At 56.3% G+C, this 17,251-nt stretch carries 16 protein-coding genes; 11 read left to right on the top strand and 5 right to left on the bottom strand.

Annotated elements, in window-relative coordinates:
• The first annotated feature begins 208 nt into the window (after positions 1–208).
• The 5 genes from BN873_RS17225 to BN873_RS17205 all read left to right on the top strand — a co-directional run bounded on the left by BN873_RS17225 (position 209) and on the right by BN873_RS17205 (position 5,698).
• Positions 209–2,449 carry a YgiQ family radical SAM protein gene (locus BN873_RS17225; protein ID WP_082161379.1) on the top strand — a complete coding sequence of 747 codons (2,241 nt, stop codon included), beginning with the start codon at positions 209–211 and terminating at the stop codon, positions 2,447–2,449.
• A gap of 44 nt (positions 2,450–2,493) precedes the next feature.
• Entirely contained in the window at positions 2,494–3,579 is a 1,086-nt protein-coding gene (locus BN873_RS17220; RefSeq protein ID WP_071244432.1) for a YihY/virulence factor BrkB family protein, read from the top strand.
• 7 nt (positions 3,580–3,586) lie between these two features.
• Positions 3,587–4,651, top strand: coding sequence for a YihY/virulence factor BrkB family protein (locus BN873_RS17215; protein ID WP_082161378.1), 1,065 nt, complete (start codon positions 3,587–3,589; stop codon positions 4,649–4,651).
• 101 nt (positions 4,652–4,752) lie between these two features.
• Positions 4,753–5,265 (top strand): phosphatase PAP2 family protein, encoded by a 513-nt coding sequence (locus BN873_RS17210; RefSeq protein WP_048676659.1) that lies wholly within the window; start codon positions 4,753–4,755, stop codon positions 5,263–5,265.
• Between the two features lie 31 nt (positions 5,266–5,296).
• The gene (locus BN873_RS17205) at positions 5,297–5,698 is read left to right on the top strand and encodes a diacylglycerol kinase (RefSeq protein ID WP_048676657.1); all 402 of its coding nucleotides are present in this window, start codon (positions 5,297–5,299) and stop codon (positions 5,696–5,698) included.
• A 71-nt stretch (positions 5,699–5,769) separates the two neighbouring features.
• Here the strand turns inward: BN873_RS17205 and BN873_RS17200 are convergent, their stop codons facing one another.
• Together BN873_RS17200 and BN873_RS17195 are read right to left on the bottom strand one after the other, a co-directional pair.
• The gene (locus BN873_RS17200) at positions 5,770–6,711 is read right to left on the bottom strand and encodes a pirin family protein (protein ID WP_082161377.1); all 942 of its coding nucleotides are present in this window, start codon (positions 6,709–6,711) and stop codon (positions 5,770–5,772) included.
• 18 nt (positions 6,712–6,729) lie between these two features.
• The gene (locus tag BN873_RS17195) at positions 6,730–7,155 is read right to left on the bottom strand and encodes an OsmC family protein (RefSeq protein WP_048676655.1); all 426 of its coding nucleotides are present in this window, start codon (positions 7,153–7,155) and stop codon (positions 6,730–6,732) included.
• 257 nt (positions 7,156–7,412) lie between these two features.
• Here BN873_RS17195 and ggt point away from each other — a divergent pair, with 257 nt between their 5' ends.
• On the top strand, positions 7,413–9,149 hold the full coding sequence (ggt, locus tag BN873_RS17190) for a gamma-glutamyltransferase (protein ID WP_053085436.1): 1,737 nt from the start codon (positions 7,413–7,415) through the stop codon (positions 9,147–9,149).
• A 36-nt stretch (positions 9,150–9,185) separates the two neighbouring features.
• Here the strand turns inward: ggt and BN873_RS17185 are convergent, their stop codons facing one another.
• Positions 9,186–10,055: a pirin family protein gene (locus tag BN873_RS17185; protein ID WP_048676653.1), complete on the bottom strand. Its 870-nt coding sequence runs from the start codon at positions 10,053–10,055 to the stop codon at positions 9,186–9,188.
• A gap of 160 nt (positions 10,056–10,215) precedes the next feature.
• Here BN873_RS17185 and BN873_RS17180 point away from each other — a divergent pair, with 160 nt between their 5' ends.
• Entirely contained in the window at positions 10,216–11,121 is a 906-nt protein-coding gene (locus tag BN873_RS17180; RefSeq protein WP_048676651.1) for a LysR family transcriptional regulator, read from the top strand.
• 219 nt (positions 11,122–11,340) lie between these two features.
• Here BN873_RS17180 and BN873_RS17175 read toward each other — a convergent pair whose 3' ends face one another.
• Entirely contained in the window at positions 11,341–12,510 is a 1,170-nt protein-coding gene (locus BN873_RS17175; RefSeq protein WP_048676650.1) for a 3-phosphoglycerate dehydrogenase family protein, read from the bottom strand.
• Between the two features lie 77 nt (positions 12,511–12,587).
• Positions 12,588–13,667: a 3-phosphoserine/phosphohydroxythreonine transaminase gene (gene serC, locus BN873_RS17170; protein WP_048676647.1), complete on the bottom strand. Its 1,080-nt coding sequence runs from the start codon at positions 13,665–13,667 to the stop codon at positions 12,588–12,590.
• A 100-nt stretch (positions 13,668–13,767) separates the two neighbouring features.
• Between serC and BN873_RS17165 the strand changes: the two genes are divergently transcribed.
• The 4 genes from BN873_RS17165 (at position 13,768) to BN873_RS19755 (ending at position 16,734) form a co-directional block, all read left to right on the top strand.
• A complete protein-coding gene (locus tag BN873_RS17165; protein WP_048676645.1) occupies positions 13,768–14,121 on the top strand; it encodes a hypothetical protein in 354 nt (117 codons plus the stop codon).
• Positions 14,122–14,185: 64 nt separating this feature from the next.
• On the top strand, positions 14,186–14,734 hold the full coding sequence (locus BN873_RS20200) for a hypothetical protein (RefSeq protein ID WP_139031768.1): 549 nt from the start codon (positions 14,186–14,188) through the stop codon (positions 14,732–14,734).
• A 349-nt stretch (positions 14,735–15,083) separates the two neighbouring features.
• Positions 15,084–16,010, top strand: a complete 927-nt coding sequence (locus BN873_RS19760) for a Dam family site-specific DNA-(adenine-N6)-methyltransferase (RefSeq protein ID WP_082161376.1) — start codon at positions 15,084–15,086, stop codon at positions 16,008–16,010.
• Positions 16,003–16,734 carry a helix-turn-helix domain-containing protein gene (locus BN873_RS19755; protein WP_082161375.1) on the top strand — a complete coding sequence of 244 codons (732 nt, stop codon included), beginning with the start codon at positions 16,003–16,005 and terminating at the stop codon, positions 16,732–16,734. The genes BN873_RS19760 and BN873_RS19755 overlap by 8 nt, the downstream gene beginning before the upstream one ends.
• Positions 16,735–17,251 lie beyond the last annotated feature (517 nt).

Below are 17,251 nucleotides of genomic sequence, written 5' to 3'. Positions count from 1 at the left end.
ATCAGAAGGATGTCGTTGTATTGATAACACTCTTGGTGGTTTAAGAGATGTTGGGCCTTGCGTTTGGGTATAAATTTTAAAGACCCCTGCTTCATCGTCTGTACTAAGAGCCACGGAAGGCTCTGTTCAAGTAGCATTTGTTCACTATTCTGTCCCGGCGTTGTTTAATTGGCCTTGCTTCCTTGGACTGCACAGCGCCTAGCCATTCGTGAAAATTCCTATCCCCTTGTTCTCCCGCCGCCTCTATTGGGCCGCCCGCTTCGGCACCGCGCCCTTTCTGCCGCTGTCGCGTACCGAGATGGACACGCTCGGCTGGGATTCTTGCGACATTATTCTGGTGACCGGTGACGCCTATGTCGATCATCCCAGCTTCGGCATGGCCATCATTGGCCGCTTACTGGAAGCACAAGGCTTTCGGATCGGGATCATTGCCCAGCCGGATTGGAATTCCGCCGAGCCGTTTCAGGTGCTAGGGCGACCGAATCTATTTTTCGGCGTCACGGCGGGCAATATGGATTCGATGGTCAACCGCTATACGTCCGACCGGCGGCTGCGCCACAACGACGCCTATACGCCGAACGACGAAGGCGGCCAGCGGCCCGACCGGGCGGTGATCGTGTACAGCCAGCGCTGCCGCGAAGCCTATCCCGATGCGCCGATCATCATCGGCGGCATTGAAGCCTCGTTGCGCCGGATCGCTCATTACGACTACTGGTCGGATAAGGTGCGCCGTTCGATTCTGCTGGATGCCAAAGCCGATCTGCTGCTGTATGGCAACGCCGAACGCGCCATCGTTGAAATCGCCCATCGGATCGCCGCTGGTGAAGCGCCAAAAACCATCCGCGATGTGCGCGGCACTGCTTGCATCAGCAAGGAGTTACCGGCCGATTGGCTGGAGATTGATTCGACCGAGGTGGATCGACCCGGCGTGGTAGACGCGCATCCCGATCCGTATGCCATAAACAACCCTCACCCCCGACCCCTCTCCCAGGGGGCGAGGGGAGCAGAAGCCCCTCTCCCCCAGCCCCCCTCTCAAAGAGCGAGAGGAGCAGAAGCCCCTCTCCCTCCGGGAGAGGGGTTGGGGGTGAGGGCATTCGACCGCGCCAGAACCGCCATCCGTCTACCCGCTTACGAGCAGGTGCGGGACGATCCGGTGCTGTACGCCCACGCCTCGCGGCTGCTGCATCTGGAAACCAATCCCGGCAATGCCCGCGCTTTGATTCAGCGCCACGGTGACCGCGATGTCTGGCTGAATCCGCCACCGATTCCGCTGACCACGCCGGAACTCGATGCCGTGTTCGATCTGCCCTACGCCCGCGTCCCGCATCCGAGCTACGGCGACGCCCGGATTCCCGCTTACGAGATGATCCGGTTTTCGGTCAACATCATGCGCGGTTGCTTCGGCGGTTGCACCTTCTGCTCCATCACCGAACACGAAGGCCGCATTATCCAATCCCGTTCCGAACGCTCGATCCTGCGCGAAATCGAGGACATCCGCGACCGCACGCCTGGCTTTACCGGGGTGATTTCCGATCTCGGTGGGCCGACCGCCAATATGTACCGGCTGGCCTGCAAATCGCCAGAGATCGAGAAAGTCTGCCGCAAGTTGTCCTGTGTCTATCCCGACATCTGCCCGAATCTCAACACCGATCATTCATCCCTGACCGGCCTGTATCGCAAGGCTCGCGAACTGCCGGGCATCAAGAAAATCCTGATTGCCTCCGGGCTGCGCTACGATCTCGCCATCCGTGATCCGGCCTACGTGCGTGAACTGGTCACCCATCACGTCGGCGGCTACCTCAAGATCGCGCCGGAGCATACCGAAACCGGCCCGCTGAACAAGATGATGAAACCGGGCCTCGGTGCTTACGATCAATTCAGGGCACTGTTTGAGAAATTCTCCCAGGAAGCCGGTAAAGAACAGTATCTGATCCCCTACTTTATCGCCGCTCATCCCGGCACCACGGATGAGGACATGCTGAATCTGGCGCTCTGGCTCAAGCATAACGGCTTCCGCGCCGATCAGGTGCAGGCGTTTCTGCCCAGCCCGATGGCACTGGCCACCGCGATGTATCACAGTGGCCGCAACCCGCTGAAAGGCATTCATCGGGATCGGGGTGAACTGGTCGTCTCGGCTAAGGGTCTCAAGCAGCGACGGCTACATAAAGCCTTTCTCCGTTATCACGATGCGGAAAACTGGCCACTGTTGCGGGATGCGCTGAAGCGGATGGGTCGGGCCGAGCTGATCGGTAATGGCAAGCGGCATTTGATTCCGACCTGGCAACCGGCGGGCACGGGCGCGAGCGGCGGCGAGGGAACGCGGGCAGGCCGCAAGCATGGAGTACAACATTTTTTGACCCAACATACCGGCTTGCCGCCCAAAAATCCGCCGGCCATCAGCGCGGACCACCGCAGCCCACCGGCGGCCAACCGCCGCAAGCGGCCCTAACCTCTGATCCATCTCCATTTTCAGCAATCACGCCGAGGGCAATCATGAACAAGAAAGCGCTATGGGATTTGCTGAAAGAAACCTTCAAATCCTGGGACGAAGACCGCGCGCCACGCCTGGCCGCTGCGTTGGCCTACTACACCATCTTTGCGCTCGCGCCACTGTTAATTATCGCCATCGCGGTCGCAGCGATGTTTTTCGACGAGACGCAAGTCCGCCAGAACATGTTGAACGAAGTGGGCAATATGATCGGTCAGAACGGCCGTCAGGCCATCGAAGCGATGATCGAAGGCGCGCGGCAACCCACCACCGGCCTGATCGCCACGGTGATTGGCGTTGTGACCCTGTTGGTGGCGGCGGGCGGCTTGTTCAACCAGTTGCAAGATGCGCTCAATACCATCTGGGGGGTGCAACCGAAACCGGGGCGGGGCCTCTGGGGCATCGTTAAGGATCGTTTTCTGTCGTTTGGCATGGTGATCGCAACCGGCGGTCTGCTGCTGGCGTCTCTCATTATCAGCACCGTGCTATCAGCCGCCGGAAAACTGCTGGGCGGTGATGCGGCCAGTCAGGCGCTCCTGTGGCAAGCCGTTAATCTGAGCGTTTCTTTCGGCATCAGTACGCTGCTGTTCGCGGTGATTTTTAAAGTGTTGCCGGATGCCAAAGTCCGCTGGCACGATGTCTGGATCGGCGCGGCGGCCACGGCAGCTTTATTCACGCTCGGCCGCTTTTTGATAGGCTGGTATCTGGGTCATACCGCCACCGAATCATCCTATGGTGCGGCGGGTTCACTGGTCGCTTTACTGATCTGGGTTTATTACTCCAGCCAAATCCTGTTTTTGGGCGCGGAATTCACCAAAATCTACGCCAAGGCTCACGGTGTCCGCATCGAACCGGCGGCTAATGCGATTCGACTCACGAAAGAGCAACGTGCCCAACAGGGAATCCCGCGTGAATCCGAAGTCAACACCGCCACGACCGCAAAGCCAGTCCTCTCAGCACCAATCCCCATCAAAGTCGCTGACCGATTGCGGGCAGCGGTCTCCCCCACCTCGGTCGGCGGTGTGGTGTTAGCGTTTCTATTCGGCATCGTGTTCGCTTGGCAACGTAAACCCAATGCAACCAACCGGTAACTCAACGATGAAAAATCCTTCGATGTGGGGTTTAGTGAAAGATACGTTCATCTCCTGGGACGAAGACCGCGCCCCGCGCCTGGCTGCTGCGCTGTCTTACTACACCATTTTCGCGCTGGCACCGCTGCTCATTATCGCCATTGCGATTGCCGCTTTATTTTTCGATGAAGCGCAGGTCCGAACCAGCATTTTGGAGCAATTAGGGGGTTTGATCGGCTCTAGCGGCCGCCAAGCTATTGAAGCGATGATCGAAGGTGCGCGGCAACCGACTACCGGCACTATTGCCACCATCATCGGCGTCATCACCCTGCTGATAGCGGCGGGTGGCTTATTTGGCCAGTTGCAAGACGCGCTCAATACCATTTGGGAAGTACAACCCAAACCCGGCCGGGGTATCTGGGGAATGCTTAAGGATCGCTTCTTCTCTTTTGCGATGGTGCTCGGCACCGGCTTTCTCTTACTGGTTTCTCTGCTGATTAGCACTGCACTGGCAGCGACCGGCAAATTGGTCGCAGGTGAGGCCTACGGCCAAACGCTGATGTGGCGCGGGATCAGCTTTGTGGTGTCCTTTGGCGTCACCAGCCTGCTATTCACCTTGATTTTCAAAGTATTGCCAGATGCCAAGATCCGTTGGCGCGATGTCTGGATCGGCGCTGTTGTCACGGCTGCCTTGTTCTCACTGGGCCGATTCCTGATTAGCTGGTATCTGGGTCATACCGCCACCGAATCATCCTATGGTGCGGCGGGTTCACTGGTCGCTTTACTGATCTGGGTTTATTACTCCAGCCAAATCCTGTTTTTGGGCGCGGAGTTTACCCAAGTCTATGCCCAGGCTTACGGTGCCGACATCAAGCCGACTAAGAACGCGGTGCGGGTGACCGAAGGCGAACGCACGCAGCAAGGAATGCCCAGCCAGGAAACCGTTGTAGCGGCGGCGGCCCCCAATCGCGGGCGTGCTACTAAGACCCCGCTGCCTCGCGTGCTACCCACACCCACCGGAACCATGATCCTGGCGTTTATCGCAGGCGTGGTGCTAGCCTGGCAACGAAAACCCACGGCTCGTTCGCGCTAAGAGCCGCTACAACCCCGCTGCACTTTGGTCACTAGCCTGCCAAACAGCCGTCTGAGCGCTTGGCAGGGAGCAGCGCGACTCTTAATCAATCAGGTCATCTCATGTCTTGGGATAACGATATTCTTCTGTTTGCAGCAGCGCATCGCTCGGATGCTTTAGACAATTTCTTTCGCGCTGTGACCTGGTTAGGGTCATTGTATATCCTGATTCCATTGACGCTTTTCAGCAGCGCCTGGTTGTGGCATTTCCAGAAACGCTGGGAAGCAGAGTTACTCGTGGTCGGGCTGGGCGGTGCGACGCTTCTTGTTCATCTGATGAAGTTGATTTTTGCCCGCCCAAGGCCCGCGCTGGGGGAACGGCTGGTGCCTTTACCCTGGGACAGCTCATTTCCGAGCGCCCACACGATGCAAATCGCTGCCTTTGCGCTCTGCGCGCTGTTCATCATCCGCCGGATTTGGCCCCAGGGATGGGCTGTCGCCGCCGTGCTCGCCGGGGCATTAATCCTTTTGGTAGGGGCTTCGCGCATTTACCTACAGGTTCATTACCCGTCGGATGTGTTGGCGGGAGTGGTGCTGTCTGGGATCTGGATTGCCTTGGCCCAGCGAATGCTCTGATTCTGTTTGTGCAAGCTACCGGGAAACCACCATGCGAAATAAATTTTTGGGTACGGGTGAAGCAGGCTATAACCCCTGGCGCAAGCTCAAAGTCATCTTGTCGGGACTGCGGTTTGCGGTTCAGTATGATTTCAGCGTCGAGTACAAATTGGTGGTCTCCGCTATCGTCATGGTCTTGGCCATCATCTTTCAGCGTTGGATTGATGTGCAGATGCTGCTGCTGGCGACGGGCCTGGTATTGATGGCAGAGATGTTTAACAGCGCGATTGAAGCCCTGTGCGATTTCGTAGAACCCAATCAGAACGAGAAGATTCGCGCAGTCAAGGACATTGCCGCTGCTGCTGTCGCCGTGATCATGGCCATCTGGGTGATTGTAGTCGCCAGCGATCTCATGGATCTCTTGAGCGTACTGATGCAGCGCTGGCGCGGATAGCTCAACAGTGTTTGCCCATAAATCCACCAGCAGATTGACCCGTTCAATCAATCTGCTTGCAATCACCCACATCAATCAGCTGTCCAGGGTAGTTCCGGTGCTGCCAGGCGCGGGCCAGCAAAGCCCCTCACCTCACCAAAACGCGGGCTGTGGGCTTCCCAATCGCGTTGCGCCTGGGTGATGTAGGCTTTATCGCGGCCGACAAAATTCCACCACAGGGTGATTTCATCCGCGAAAGGCTGGCCACCGATCAGTAGCGCCCGTGTCCCAACGCTGAGCGTTAGCTGTAACGTGCTGTAGCCAGAGGCCAGATAGGCCAGCTCGTTGGCGGCTAACGCCAGACCTTCCACTTCAGCCGTTCCTTCCAAGAGCAATACGCCGTACTCGAATGTCGGATCGAGCGGCAGCATCAAGTCAGCGCCTTGTGCGGCGAACAAGTCCATGCCGATCAGCGGCGAATAGATTCGAGCGGGGGCGGTGCGTCCACCGTGAGTACCAGCCAACAGGGTGAACTCACAGCCGCTTTCTTGCCAGCGCGGCAACGTCGGGTAGTGATCGAACGCCGGAGCGATGTCGGTACTGCCAGCAGGCAACGCAATCCACAGTTGCGCGGCATGGGCACGCGTTTCAGTCGCAGGCGATTCCTCGGTGTGAGCGATGCCGTGGCCAGCGGTCATCAGATTCACCTGGCCGGGCCGGATCATCTGTGCATTACCCAGGCTATCCCGATGCAGCACTTCGCCTTCCAGCATCCAGGTAAAGGTTTGCAGGCAGGTGTGGGGATGCGACCCCACCCGCAGCCCACCGCCGGGCGCAAACATGGCAGGCCCCGCGTGATCCAAAAAACACCATGCGCCGATGGTGCGCCGCTGCCGCGACGGTAACAGCCGCGCGACCGTAATACCGCCGCCGATTTCAGCGGTGCGTGGCGCAATCCGCTGGATGTTGCGTCCCGCAGCGCCGGAACCGCCATCGCCCGAAAAGGACGCGGGAAAATGCAGGTCGTTAACCATGAAGAGCCTCCCCGCTGGTCAATCTGACAGCGCATCGACCAATTGACTGTCGATGCTGATTTCACCGCTCAGAATCTTATGAATCGGGCAGAGATTGGCGATTTCCAGCAATCGCTGGCGTTCGGCAGCGCTTAAATCACCTTGCAGTTGAATGTTCCGCGTGATGCGCGTCCGTGCCGGTGCCGGTGATAATTTTTCTTCCGCCACACGCAATTCCACGTCGATTCCTTCAAGTTTCAGTTGCTTGCGTTGGGCGTACATCGCCACGGTGATGGAGGTACACGCACCGAGCGCCGACAACAATAAGTGATGCGGCGTGGGGCCGGTGTCGTTGCCACCCAGCGCGGGCGGCTCGTCGGCCTGCCATTGATGGGTGCCATCGGTCAGATTCACTCGATAGCGGGCGGTAGTTTCCAGCGAGGTGCGAACGGTCGGGTTACTCATGGTGGGCGTTCCTTAATGAGGGGTGGATACGTCTGGATATTGGGGCAAGCTGAGCCTGTATCCCTTGATTCTGGCTTAGTTGGACTGCGAATCCAGTGGTTCGTCGTAGATTTCTTCTCATCCATAGCCGCCTTGCTGAGCGGGGAAAACCGAGCTATACAAGATCTGTGACAAGGCGTCGCTCATCGACGGTAGCGATTTCGCGCCAGTACCTGTAGGCCGTACACATCGCCGCCCCTACTCGGTTGGAGGTCAACATGCCCTTTATTCAGCTATCGCGCCGCTGGCTCGTCTTGAGCGTGTTGAGCCTGTTCTGCGCCCTGTCGCCCCATAGCGGCTGGGCCGACCTCGCCCACAATCTGCTCGACCGCATCCATCCGGTCATGGCTCGCCACGCTATGGTGGTCAGCCAGGAAGCGCTGGCCAGTCAGGTTGGCGCGATGATTTTGCAACAGGGGGGTAACGCGGTGGATGCGGCGGTCGCGGTCGGCTTTGCCCTGGCGGTCACGCTGCCGCAGGCCGGTAATTTAGGCGGCGGTGGCTTTATGCTGGTTTACGACAACATCGAAAAACGCACGGCAGCCATCGATTTCCGGGAAATGGCCCCTGCCGCTATCAGCCGAAACTTTTATCTGAACGACAAAGGCGAGGTCGATGAAAGCCGCATCCGCCATAGTCACCAGGCGGCTGGAGTGCCGGGCACGGTCGCCGGACTGGCTATCGCCCACGGCCGCTACGGTCGTTTGCCCTGGCCGAATCTGCTAATGCCCGCCATCCGACTGGCGGAACAGGGCCTGATCGTCAGCCCGGAATTGGCGCAATCCCTCCAGGAAGCCCGTAAGCAAATGGCCCCCTGGCCCGCCAGTATGCGCATCTTCTTCAAGGCCGATGGCGCCGCTTACCCGGTCGGTGAAACGCTCATCCAAACTGACCTGGCGGCCACCCTCAAACTGATCGCCGAACAAGGCCCGCCCGCATTTTACCAGGGCGACATTGCCCAGCGGCTAGTGGCCGATATGAAAGCGCATAACGGCCTGATCACCTTAGATGATCTGAAAAATTATCGGGCCGTGATACGCGAACCGGTACGGGGTAACTATCGAGGCTACGATATTGTCTCCATGCCGCCGCCCAGTTCCGGCGGTGTCCATCTGGTACAATTGCTCAACATGCTGGAAAGCTGGCCGCTGGCCGAGTTGGGGGCCAACAGTGCCGCTACCGTCCACCGCCTGGCCGAAGCGATGAAACTGGCCTACGCCGACCGCAGTGAATATCTGGGCGATCCTGATTTCGTTAAAGTGCCGGTCGCCGGTTTGACCGCTAAAGCCTATGCCAGGGAACTGGTGGCGCGTATCGATTTGAACCGCGCCCGACCGGCCGCCGAGATTAAGCCCGGTCAGCCGCAACGCCACGAAAGCGACCAAACCACTCATTATTCGGTGATCGACCGCGATGGTAACGCGGTGGCCGTAACCTACACGCTGAATTTCGGCTACGGTTCCGGCATCGTCGCAGCGGGTACGGGCATTCTGTTGAATAACGAGATGGATGATTTCGCCGCCAAACCGGGTACGCCCAACGCCTACGGCCTGATCGGCGGCGATGCTAATGCCGTGGGGCCGGGCAAGCGTCCACTCAGTTCGATGAGTCCGACCATCGTCCTCAAAGACGGGCAACCGGTGCTGGTTACTGGCAGTCCGGGCGGCAGTCGCATCATTACCACCGTGCTGCAAACGGTGTCGAACGTCATCGATCATCAGATGAACATTGCCGAGGCCACGCTTTCCCCCCGCCTGCATCACCAATGGCTACCGGACGAATTACGGCTTGAGGAAGGCTTCAGCCCGGACACGGTGCAATTGCTGCGGACGTGGGGCCATAAGGTGGTGGTGAAAGACGCGATGGGCGATACCCAAAGCATCGTCCGCACCCCGGATGGACTGTATGGCTTTTCCGATACGCGCCGACCGGGTGGACTGGCGGTCGGCTACTGACGGGGTTTGCAAGCCAGTCAACCGACCGCCTGAACACTACCGAGCAATCCGCCCGAAGCGGCCGCTGCGGAAATCCTGCATTGCCTGCGAAATCTCCGCCTGGCTGTTCATCACGAACGGGCCGTAGCCGACGATGGGTTCAGCAATCGGCTCACCCGCCAGCAATAACAGCTTGGCGTCGGTGTCGGCCTCGACCAGCACCGCAGCGCCCGCTCGCTCCAGCACCACCAGTTGCGCCTCACGCGCTGCTGTATCGCCATTCACGCGCACGTTGCCGCGCAGCACCACCAGCGCCGTGGTCCAACCGTCGGGCAGCTCGAACGCAGTGCCCTTGCCCGCATTCAGTCGGACATCCCACACTTGCATCGGCGTGAAGGTGTGCGCCGGGCCGGTGTGGCCAGCGTACTGACCGGCGATGACCCGCACTGTGCCCGCGCCATCTGCCAGCGCCACCGCCGGAATGTCCGCATTCATGATCGCCTGATAGCCGGGCGCGCTCATCTTATCCTTGGCGGGCAAGTTGACCCATAACTGCACCATCTCGAACGGCCCACCCGCCCGCGAATACGCTGCGGAATGAAATTCCTGATGCAGAATACCGCCCGCCGCCGTCATCCATTGCACATCGCCGGGGCCGATCACGCCGCCCTGGCCGGTGGAATCGCGGTGCTCCACTTCACCATCGTAAACAATGGTGACGGTCTCAAAACCGCGATGCGGGTGCTCGCCCACACCGCGCGGCGCACCAGTATTCGGCTCGAACCGGGTTGGCGCGGCGTAGTCCAGCAATAAAAACGGGCTGAGCAATTTGCCGAGACCGCTGTAATCGAACATGGAATGCACCGGAAAACCATCGCCGACCCAATGCGGGCGCGGCGCGCTGTAGATACCGCTCACTGGCTTCATCACGTTCTCCCAAGATGGTTAAGTCACTCTGGACTGGATGGTAAGCAGTTTATCAACAGGACAATCGATCCAGTAGACGGCAAATTTAGCCTTCAGTGTTCTATCATGAGAACGATCATTCACCTTAGCAGACTTCAGCGCAACAACGCGGAGACCGGCTATGCAGGATTTGAACGATCTCTATTACTACGTGCAGGTGGTCGATTACGGCGGTCTCGCCCCAGCGGGCCGCGCGCTCGGCATTCCAAAATCCAAACTCAGCCGCCGGATTGCGCTATTGGAAGAACGGCTCGGCGTGCGGCTGATCCAGCGTTCGACCCGGCGTTTTGTCGTGAGCGAGATCGGCCAGACCTACTACGAGCACTGCAAGGCGATGCTGGTGGAAGCGGAAGCGGCGGAAACAGCCATTGCCGTCACCCACGCCGAACCGTGTGGCAGCGTGCGGCTGACCTGTCCGGTGGCGCTGTTGCACGCCCACGTCAGCGCGATGCTGGCGGAGTTTCTGGCCGCTCACCCGCGCGTCACTTTGTATCTGGATGCTACTAACCGGCGGGTCGATCCGATTGGCGAGGGCATCGATCTGGCGTTACGGGTCCGCCCGCCGCCACTGGACGACAGCGAACTGGTGTTGCGGGTGCTGGCGGATCGCAGTCAAGCACTGGTCGCCAGTCCGGCGCTGGTAGGTCGTTTGGGCCATCCGCACAGTCCGGCCGATCTGGCGCAATGGCCGAGCCTGGCCCACAGCGCGCCGCAGCAGCATTATCAGTGGACCCTGTTCGGGCCGAATGGGGCACAGGCGACGCTGTATCACACGCCGCGTTTGATCACTGGCGACATGGTGGCCCTGCGGGCGGCCGCACTGGCCGGGGTGGGTCTGGCGCAACTGCCGACCATGCTGGTGCGTAGCGAACTGGCGCAAGGGACGCTGGTTCAACTCCTGCCGGATTGGGCACCCCGGCGGGAGATCATCCATGCGGTCTATCCCTCACGGCGTGGCTTGTTACCGGCAGTGCGCGCCCTGATCGACGATCTGGCGCAACGCTTCAAGGCGCTGGATGAGGACTAATCGGCCGAAGCCAGGGAAATAGGGCAGCCGGAAGGGTTAGGCTCTAAAACTAGGTGAAATCGCCGGTCTGATCGCCACCACTCACCAATCACAAAACGTCGAGCAAGTGCTGCATCTGGAACTGCAACTGGTGTTGCGCTCTCGTCGTTTTTGGAAAGCGGCGAGAGCATTTTTGTGTGGGCTTCTTGCAGCGTTGCTGGTGAACAAACCGTCGGCTGGTTAGATCACCCGCACGCTTAACACACCTTCAGTTTCAGCGATTTGCGCCACGGCCGCATCCGGCACGGCGGCGGCGGTGTCTACCAGGGTGCAGGCGATGTCACCGCGTGACTTGTTGAGCATATCCTGAATATTGACCCCCGCCCCTGAAATTGCCTTGGAAATCCGCTCGATCATGTGCGGGACGTTGGCGTTGACGATAACCAGGCGCGGGCCGCCGTTGCGCGGCATCACGACTTCCGGGAAATTTACCGAATTGTGCACCGTGCCGCTTTCCAGATAATCACGCACCTGATCGGCCACCATGATCGCGCAGTTGTCCTCGGCCTCGCCGGTCGATGCGCCCAGATGCGGCAACATGATCACGCGCGGATGATCCTTCAGCCGATTGGTCGGAAAATCGCAGACGTAAGATTTCAGCTTACCTGCTTCCAGCGCTGCAAACAGCGCTTCCTCGTCCACCACGCCTTCGCGCGAGAAGTTGAGCAAAATCAGACCAGGTTTGGCATTTTTTAGTAGCGCAGCGTTGATAATCTGGCGGGTGGCGTCATTCAGCGGCACATGCAGGGTCATGAAATCGGCTTGCGCGGCAATCTCGTTGACGCTGGTTGCCTGCTCGACTTGCGAAGACAACTGCCAGGCATTGCTGACGGTGATGTGCGGATCGTAACCGATCACCCGCATTCCCAGCGCGCGGGCGGCGTTGGCGACTTTCACGCCAATCGCGCCCAGCCCGATCACGCCCAGGGTGCGGCCGGGCAGTTCGATGCCGACGAAATTTTTCTTACCGGCTTCGACCTGTTTCGACAGTTCGGCGTCGGTGCCTTGCAACTTGCGGGTGTAGTCCCAGGCTGGACAGATATTGCGCGCCGCCAGCAACATTCCGGCAATGACCAGTTCTTTCACGGCATTGGCATTCGCACCGGGCGCGTTGAACACGCAAATGCCCTTGGCGGTCATCTGCGGCACCGGGATGTTGTTGACGCCCGCGCCGGCGCGACCCACCGCTTTCAATGTCCCAGGCACCGGCCAGTCGTGCATGGCAAAGGAGCGCAGCAGCACCGCATCAGGATGCTGGATTTCCGAGGCGATTTCATAGCGGTCGCGGGGCAGGCGCTCCAGACCACACACGCTGATGTTATTGAGAGTGAGGATTTTGTATTTAGCCATCGGGGTTCAATCCGTCATTTCCAAAAAAGAAAGCCCCGACTGCCAGGCAGCCGGGGTTGTTTAGGTGGGGGAATCGTTTAGCCGCGCCGCTTCTGGAAATCGGCCATGAAATCGACCAGCGCTTTAACGCCTTCCAGCGGCACCGCGTTGTAAATGCTGGCGCGCATCCCGCCGACCGAGCGATGCCCGGCGAGCGTCAACAGCCCAGCGGCTTTGGCTTCGGCCAAAAAGGGCTTATCCAAGGCTTCATCGGGCAGAATGAACGGCACGTTCATCCACGAGCGATAGGCCGGATCGACCGGATTTTTGTAAAAGCCGGATTCGTCAATGGCCTTGTACAACAAGTCCGCTTTGGCTTTATTGCGCTCGCCCATCGCTTTCAACCCGCCTTGGGCCTTCAACCACTGGAATACCAGCCCGGCGATGTACCAGGCATAAGTCGGCGGCGTGTTGTACATTGAGCTTTCTTTCGCCATCGTCGCGTAGTCGAGCATGGTCGGCGTCCCGGCCACAGTCTGACCCATTAGATCTTCGCGGATAATGACAATAGTCAGTCCGGCGGGGCCGATATTCTTTTGTGCACCAGCGTAGATCACGCCGAACTTGCTCACATCCAGCGGCCGCGATAACAGGGTCGAGGAAAAATCCGCCGCCAGCGGTACGCTCACGTCCGGGATGGTGTGCAGCTCGACGCCGCCGATGGTCTCGTTGGGCGTGTAGTGCAAATAGGCAGCCTCTGGATCGCATTTCCAGGTGTCGCGCGCTGGAACGGTCGAGAAATTCGCCGACTCGGAACTGGCTACCACGTTGACCTGGCAGTATTTCTTGGCTTCGGAAATGGCTTTTTTCGACCACTGCCCGGTGTTGAGGTAATCGGCCCTGGTCTTGCCGCGCAGCAGATTCATCGGCACCATCGCAAACTGGCTGGACGCACCGCCTTGCAAAAACAGCACTTTGTAATTGGCCGGAATGGCGAGCAGTTCGCGCAGATCGGCTTCGGCCTGTTCGGCAATCGAGATGTATTCCTTGCCGCGATGGCTCATTTCCATCACTGACATGCCGGAGCCATGCCAGTCGAGCATCTCGGCCTTGGCCTGTTCCAGAACTGCTTCCGGCAACATCGCCGGACCCGCGCTAAAGTTATAGGGGCGTGACATCGTAAACATCCTTTATGACTGTACTGAAATGCCGCGCATGGTAGCAGAAATGTTCGGTTTCTGATAATGCGCAGTGTTGCCCCACGGACGAAATAGCGCCATGAAACAAGCAGAAACGGTGACCTTGTTCCGGCCGGTTGGCCCCAGAGAGTTAGCGTTGCTCCGGCAGAACGGCTTCAGCCGCTGGCCGCCACGGCTGCCGGAGCAGCCGATCTTCTATCCGGTTACCAATGAGCGCTATGCCTCTGAAATCGCGGAACAATGGAATGTGAAGCAGAGCGGTTTTGGAGCCGTTACCCAGTTTCGGGTAAAAGCGGCGTTTATGGCGCAGTATCCGATCCAGAAAGTCGGTGGCGCACATCACACCGAACGGTGGATTCCCGCCGAGCAACTTGAAGAACTGAATAACAATCTGGTGGGGTTAATTGAGGTGGTGCGGGAGTTTCAGGGTTGAGTCTATTATTCATGCCAGCCCTACTTTATAGCTCATCATGGGTTAGCCAATATCGGAGATCTGGATGATGCATCAACCAGTACCAAGATTAATGCGTCTACCATATTGGATCTTTGGCATAGGTCTTCAGTGCTTATCGCCCTCAGCAATAGCGAGTTTCAATGGGCCGTTGCATCTAGGATTTTTAACCACCTTCATTGCTGCTTTCATTATTGCTACGCCAGGCGCGATAATCATATTTTTTGCGGAGAAAATTGGCGCGAATCACAGACCTTGGCCCCTGTTTGGCGTAATTGCCATCATGGTAACTTTGTATGCGACTGGATTAGCACATGGTTCAGACTCATCTCATCGAGAACCCTTCTTCTTATTGCTTATTCCTCCAGCGAGCGCGATAGCTCTCGTTACCTTTATTAGAAAGTCACCCTTGCGCTTAGCAACCACTTGGGGGTTAACTCTGGCAGGGCTATTCTTAGGATATATTGGTTTACATGGTGACTTTCCAGGGATAGTCCGAAACTCTGATGAATTGCTTGGAATGCTCTGCGGAGGAGCAGCTACCTCCCTTCTCTTCTGGTATATCGGTTTTTACTTTGGGCAACGTAAGCCATGAGTTTGGGTTATGCTGATGGCCGCTAGTCGTTAATTTATGGCTGTGATGAAATCTCGCTCAAACCGACGTTGCTTCATGGCTGACCTTGCGGGTAGGCTTGCAGCCTAACCCGCCGCCTGCCACTACGCACTGCGGCTTAACTCAGGTATTGTCGGGGACGCTTTGCATCCCCAACAACGGGGCGGCGGATCACCATCTGCTGCTTGCTCGGCGCGAAGCGCCGCAGGACCAGCGGATGAAGCCAACATCGGCCGTGAAAGCCTTTAGCTTTTCCGGCTTCACGGCTTATCCGCCGCCCCATTAGGTGCTTTGGGCTGCCGAGCCAATCATATAGAGGTATAGTGGCTACATGAAAAAAGTCCCACACCCCATTCAATATCAAGGTAGCAAGCGAAATTTAGCCCCCATCATTTTACAGTATATACCACAGGGGGTTGATTGCTTAATCGAGCCATTTGCAGGTTCTGCTGCAATTAGCATTGCTGTTGCCGCTCGCCACATGGCGAAAACATATCTCATTAACGACTTGAATGAGCCATTGGTCGAGTTGTTGCGATTGATTGTCGAATCCCCATCCAATGTCGCTTCATTTTATGAAACAGTTTGGAATGAGCAATATAGCGACTCCATTGAGCACTATTACAGAGTTCGAGAGGGCTTCAACCGCACACAAGACCCACGTCTTTTTCTCTATCTATTAGCGAGATGTGTCAAAGGTTCAGTTCGGTACAACTCTGAAGGGATGTTCAATCAAAGCCCTGATAAAAGACGACACGGTACCCGGCCACAGACTATGCGTGCGAATATTCTTAGTGTTTCCAAACTGTTAAAAGAAAAAACGGAATTTTCATCTTTGGATTATAAAGCTGTTTTGGCTAAAGCAAAAAAATTAGATCTTGTTTATATGGACCCACCCTACCAAGGGGTGTGCGGGGACCGAGATTCACGTTATTTTTCTGGAATTACTCATGCTAACTTTGTGGCCGCTCTTGAAGAGCTTAATTCAAGAGATATTTCATATATTGTCAGCTACGATGGGCGCAGGGGCGAAAAAGCATTTGGGGAACTACTGCCCGCCTCGCTTGAACTTGCCCGCGTTGAATTGGAGGCGGGGCGTTCTAGCCAGTCCACTTTGCTTGGGCGTGATGAGATTACCTATGAATCTCTCTATCTCTCTCGTGCGCTGACAGATAGACTTCCATGCAAACCAAAGGATTATCATCAACCAAAAGCGCAGCAGTATGTCTTGCTCGAACCCCAAGCTCAATATGCCTAATCTACCAAAAGACTTCATTGAACTCTGTCATTCTGTTACAGCAAAACGCCCCAAAACTGTTATTGACCATATTTTGGAGCATGGGTTTATCACAACTGAGGAGTTGAAAGAAATATACGGTTATAACCACCCACCAAGGGCAATCAGAGATGTGCGCGAGCACGGAATCCCACTTGAAACTTTCAGGGTTATGAGTTCCGATGGACGCAAGATTGCTGCTTATCGCTTCGGCGATGTAAAGACCAAGAGGTTTACAAAATTATCAGGTAGAACTGGGCTATCCAAAAAAATTAAAGATGCCCTAACAGAAAAATATGGTTGTAAGTGTTTTATCTACCTTGAGGAAATTGATGGGCGAGAATTACAGATTGACCATCGTGTACCCTATGAAGTTGGTGGTGATGGGGAGAGTGTTGAACTTGACCCAGAAGATTTTATGTTGCTTTCTGGTTCAGCAAATCGTGCCAAATCGTGGTCTTGTGAGCATTGCGAGAACTGGAAAAACACTAAAGACAGAACGATTTGTCTGACATGTTATTGGGCTTATCCAGAAAATTATTCACATATTGCCATGCGCCAAATACGGCGGCTTGATCTTGTTTGGCAAGAGGATGAAGTTACCACCTATGAAAAGTTAAAAACAAAGGCACGTTTCCTAGAGAAAGAAATACCATTGTTCGTAAAAGAGATAATTGAAAATGAAATCCGGCGTAGAAGCACCTAACATGACGCTCAACTGAAACACCCCAAAAACTTCACTTTTGTTCACCGATTACAGCTTATCCGCAGCCACTTTGGGTTAGTTGAAACAATGGGCTTCGGCTGTTTAGATTCCTTGATGAAAACTTCTTATAGCTTCACTGTTTGGTTACCGCTGAATTTAACTGTTGGGGGCTAAAAATATGAATACCATATTACTACTGGGTTTGTGTTAACAAGCCTTCTTTGCATAACTACAGCTAATGAAAAAAATACAGTTGTTGAAGGATCTATTCTGGTATATGAATGCGGAGCTAATTGCTATCTTACAGTTGTGAGTAAAGATAGCAGATATCATAGTGGCTTGTGTGCTGCACCTATCTGTCAAGCGTGGAATGAAAAAACTGAGATGCCAATAAAATTCAAAGGCAGGAAAGTCAGAATTACACTTGGAAAAGGTTTGCAATATGATAGTACTGGTAACGTTATGTGTAAAATGGGTGCATTTAATAAAATCGAATTTTTAAAATGAATAATGATTT

This window comes from Candidatus Competibacter denitrificans Run_A_D11 (genome assembly GCF_001051235.1).
GTDB lineage: Bacteria > Pseudomonadota > Gammaproteobacteria > Competibacterales > Competibacteraceae > Competibacter_A > Competibacter_A denitrificans.
This window is presented reverse-complemented; position numbering and strand designations above follow the sequence as displayed.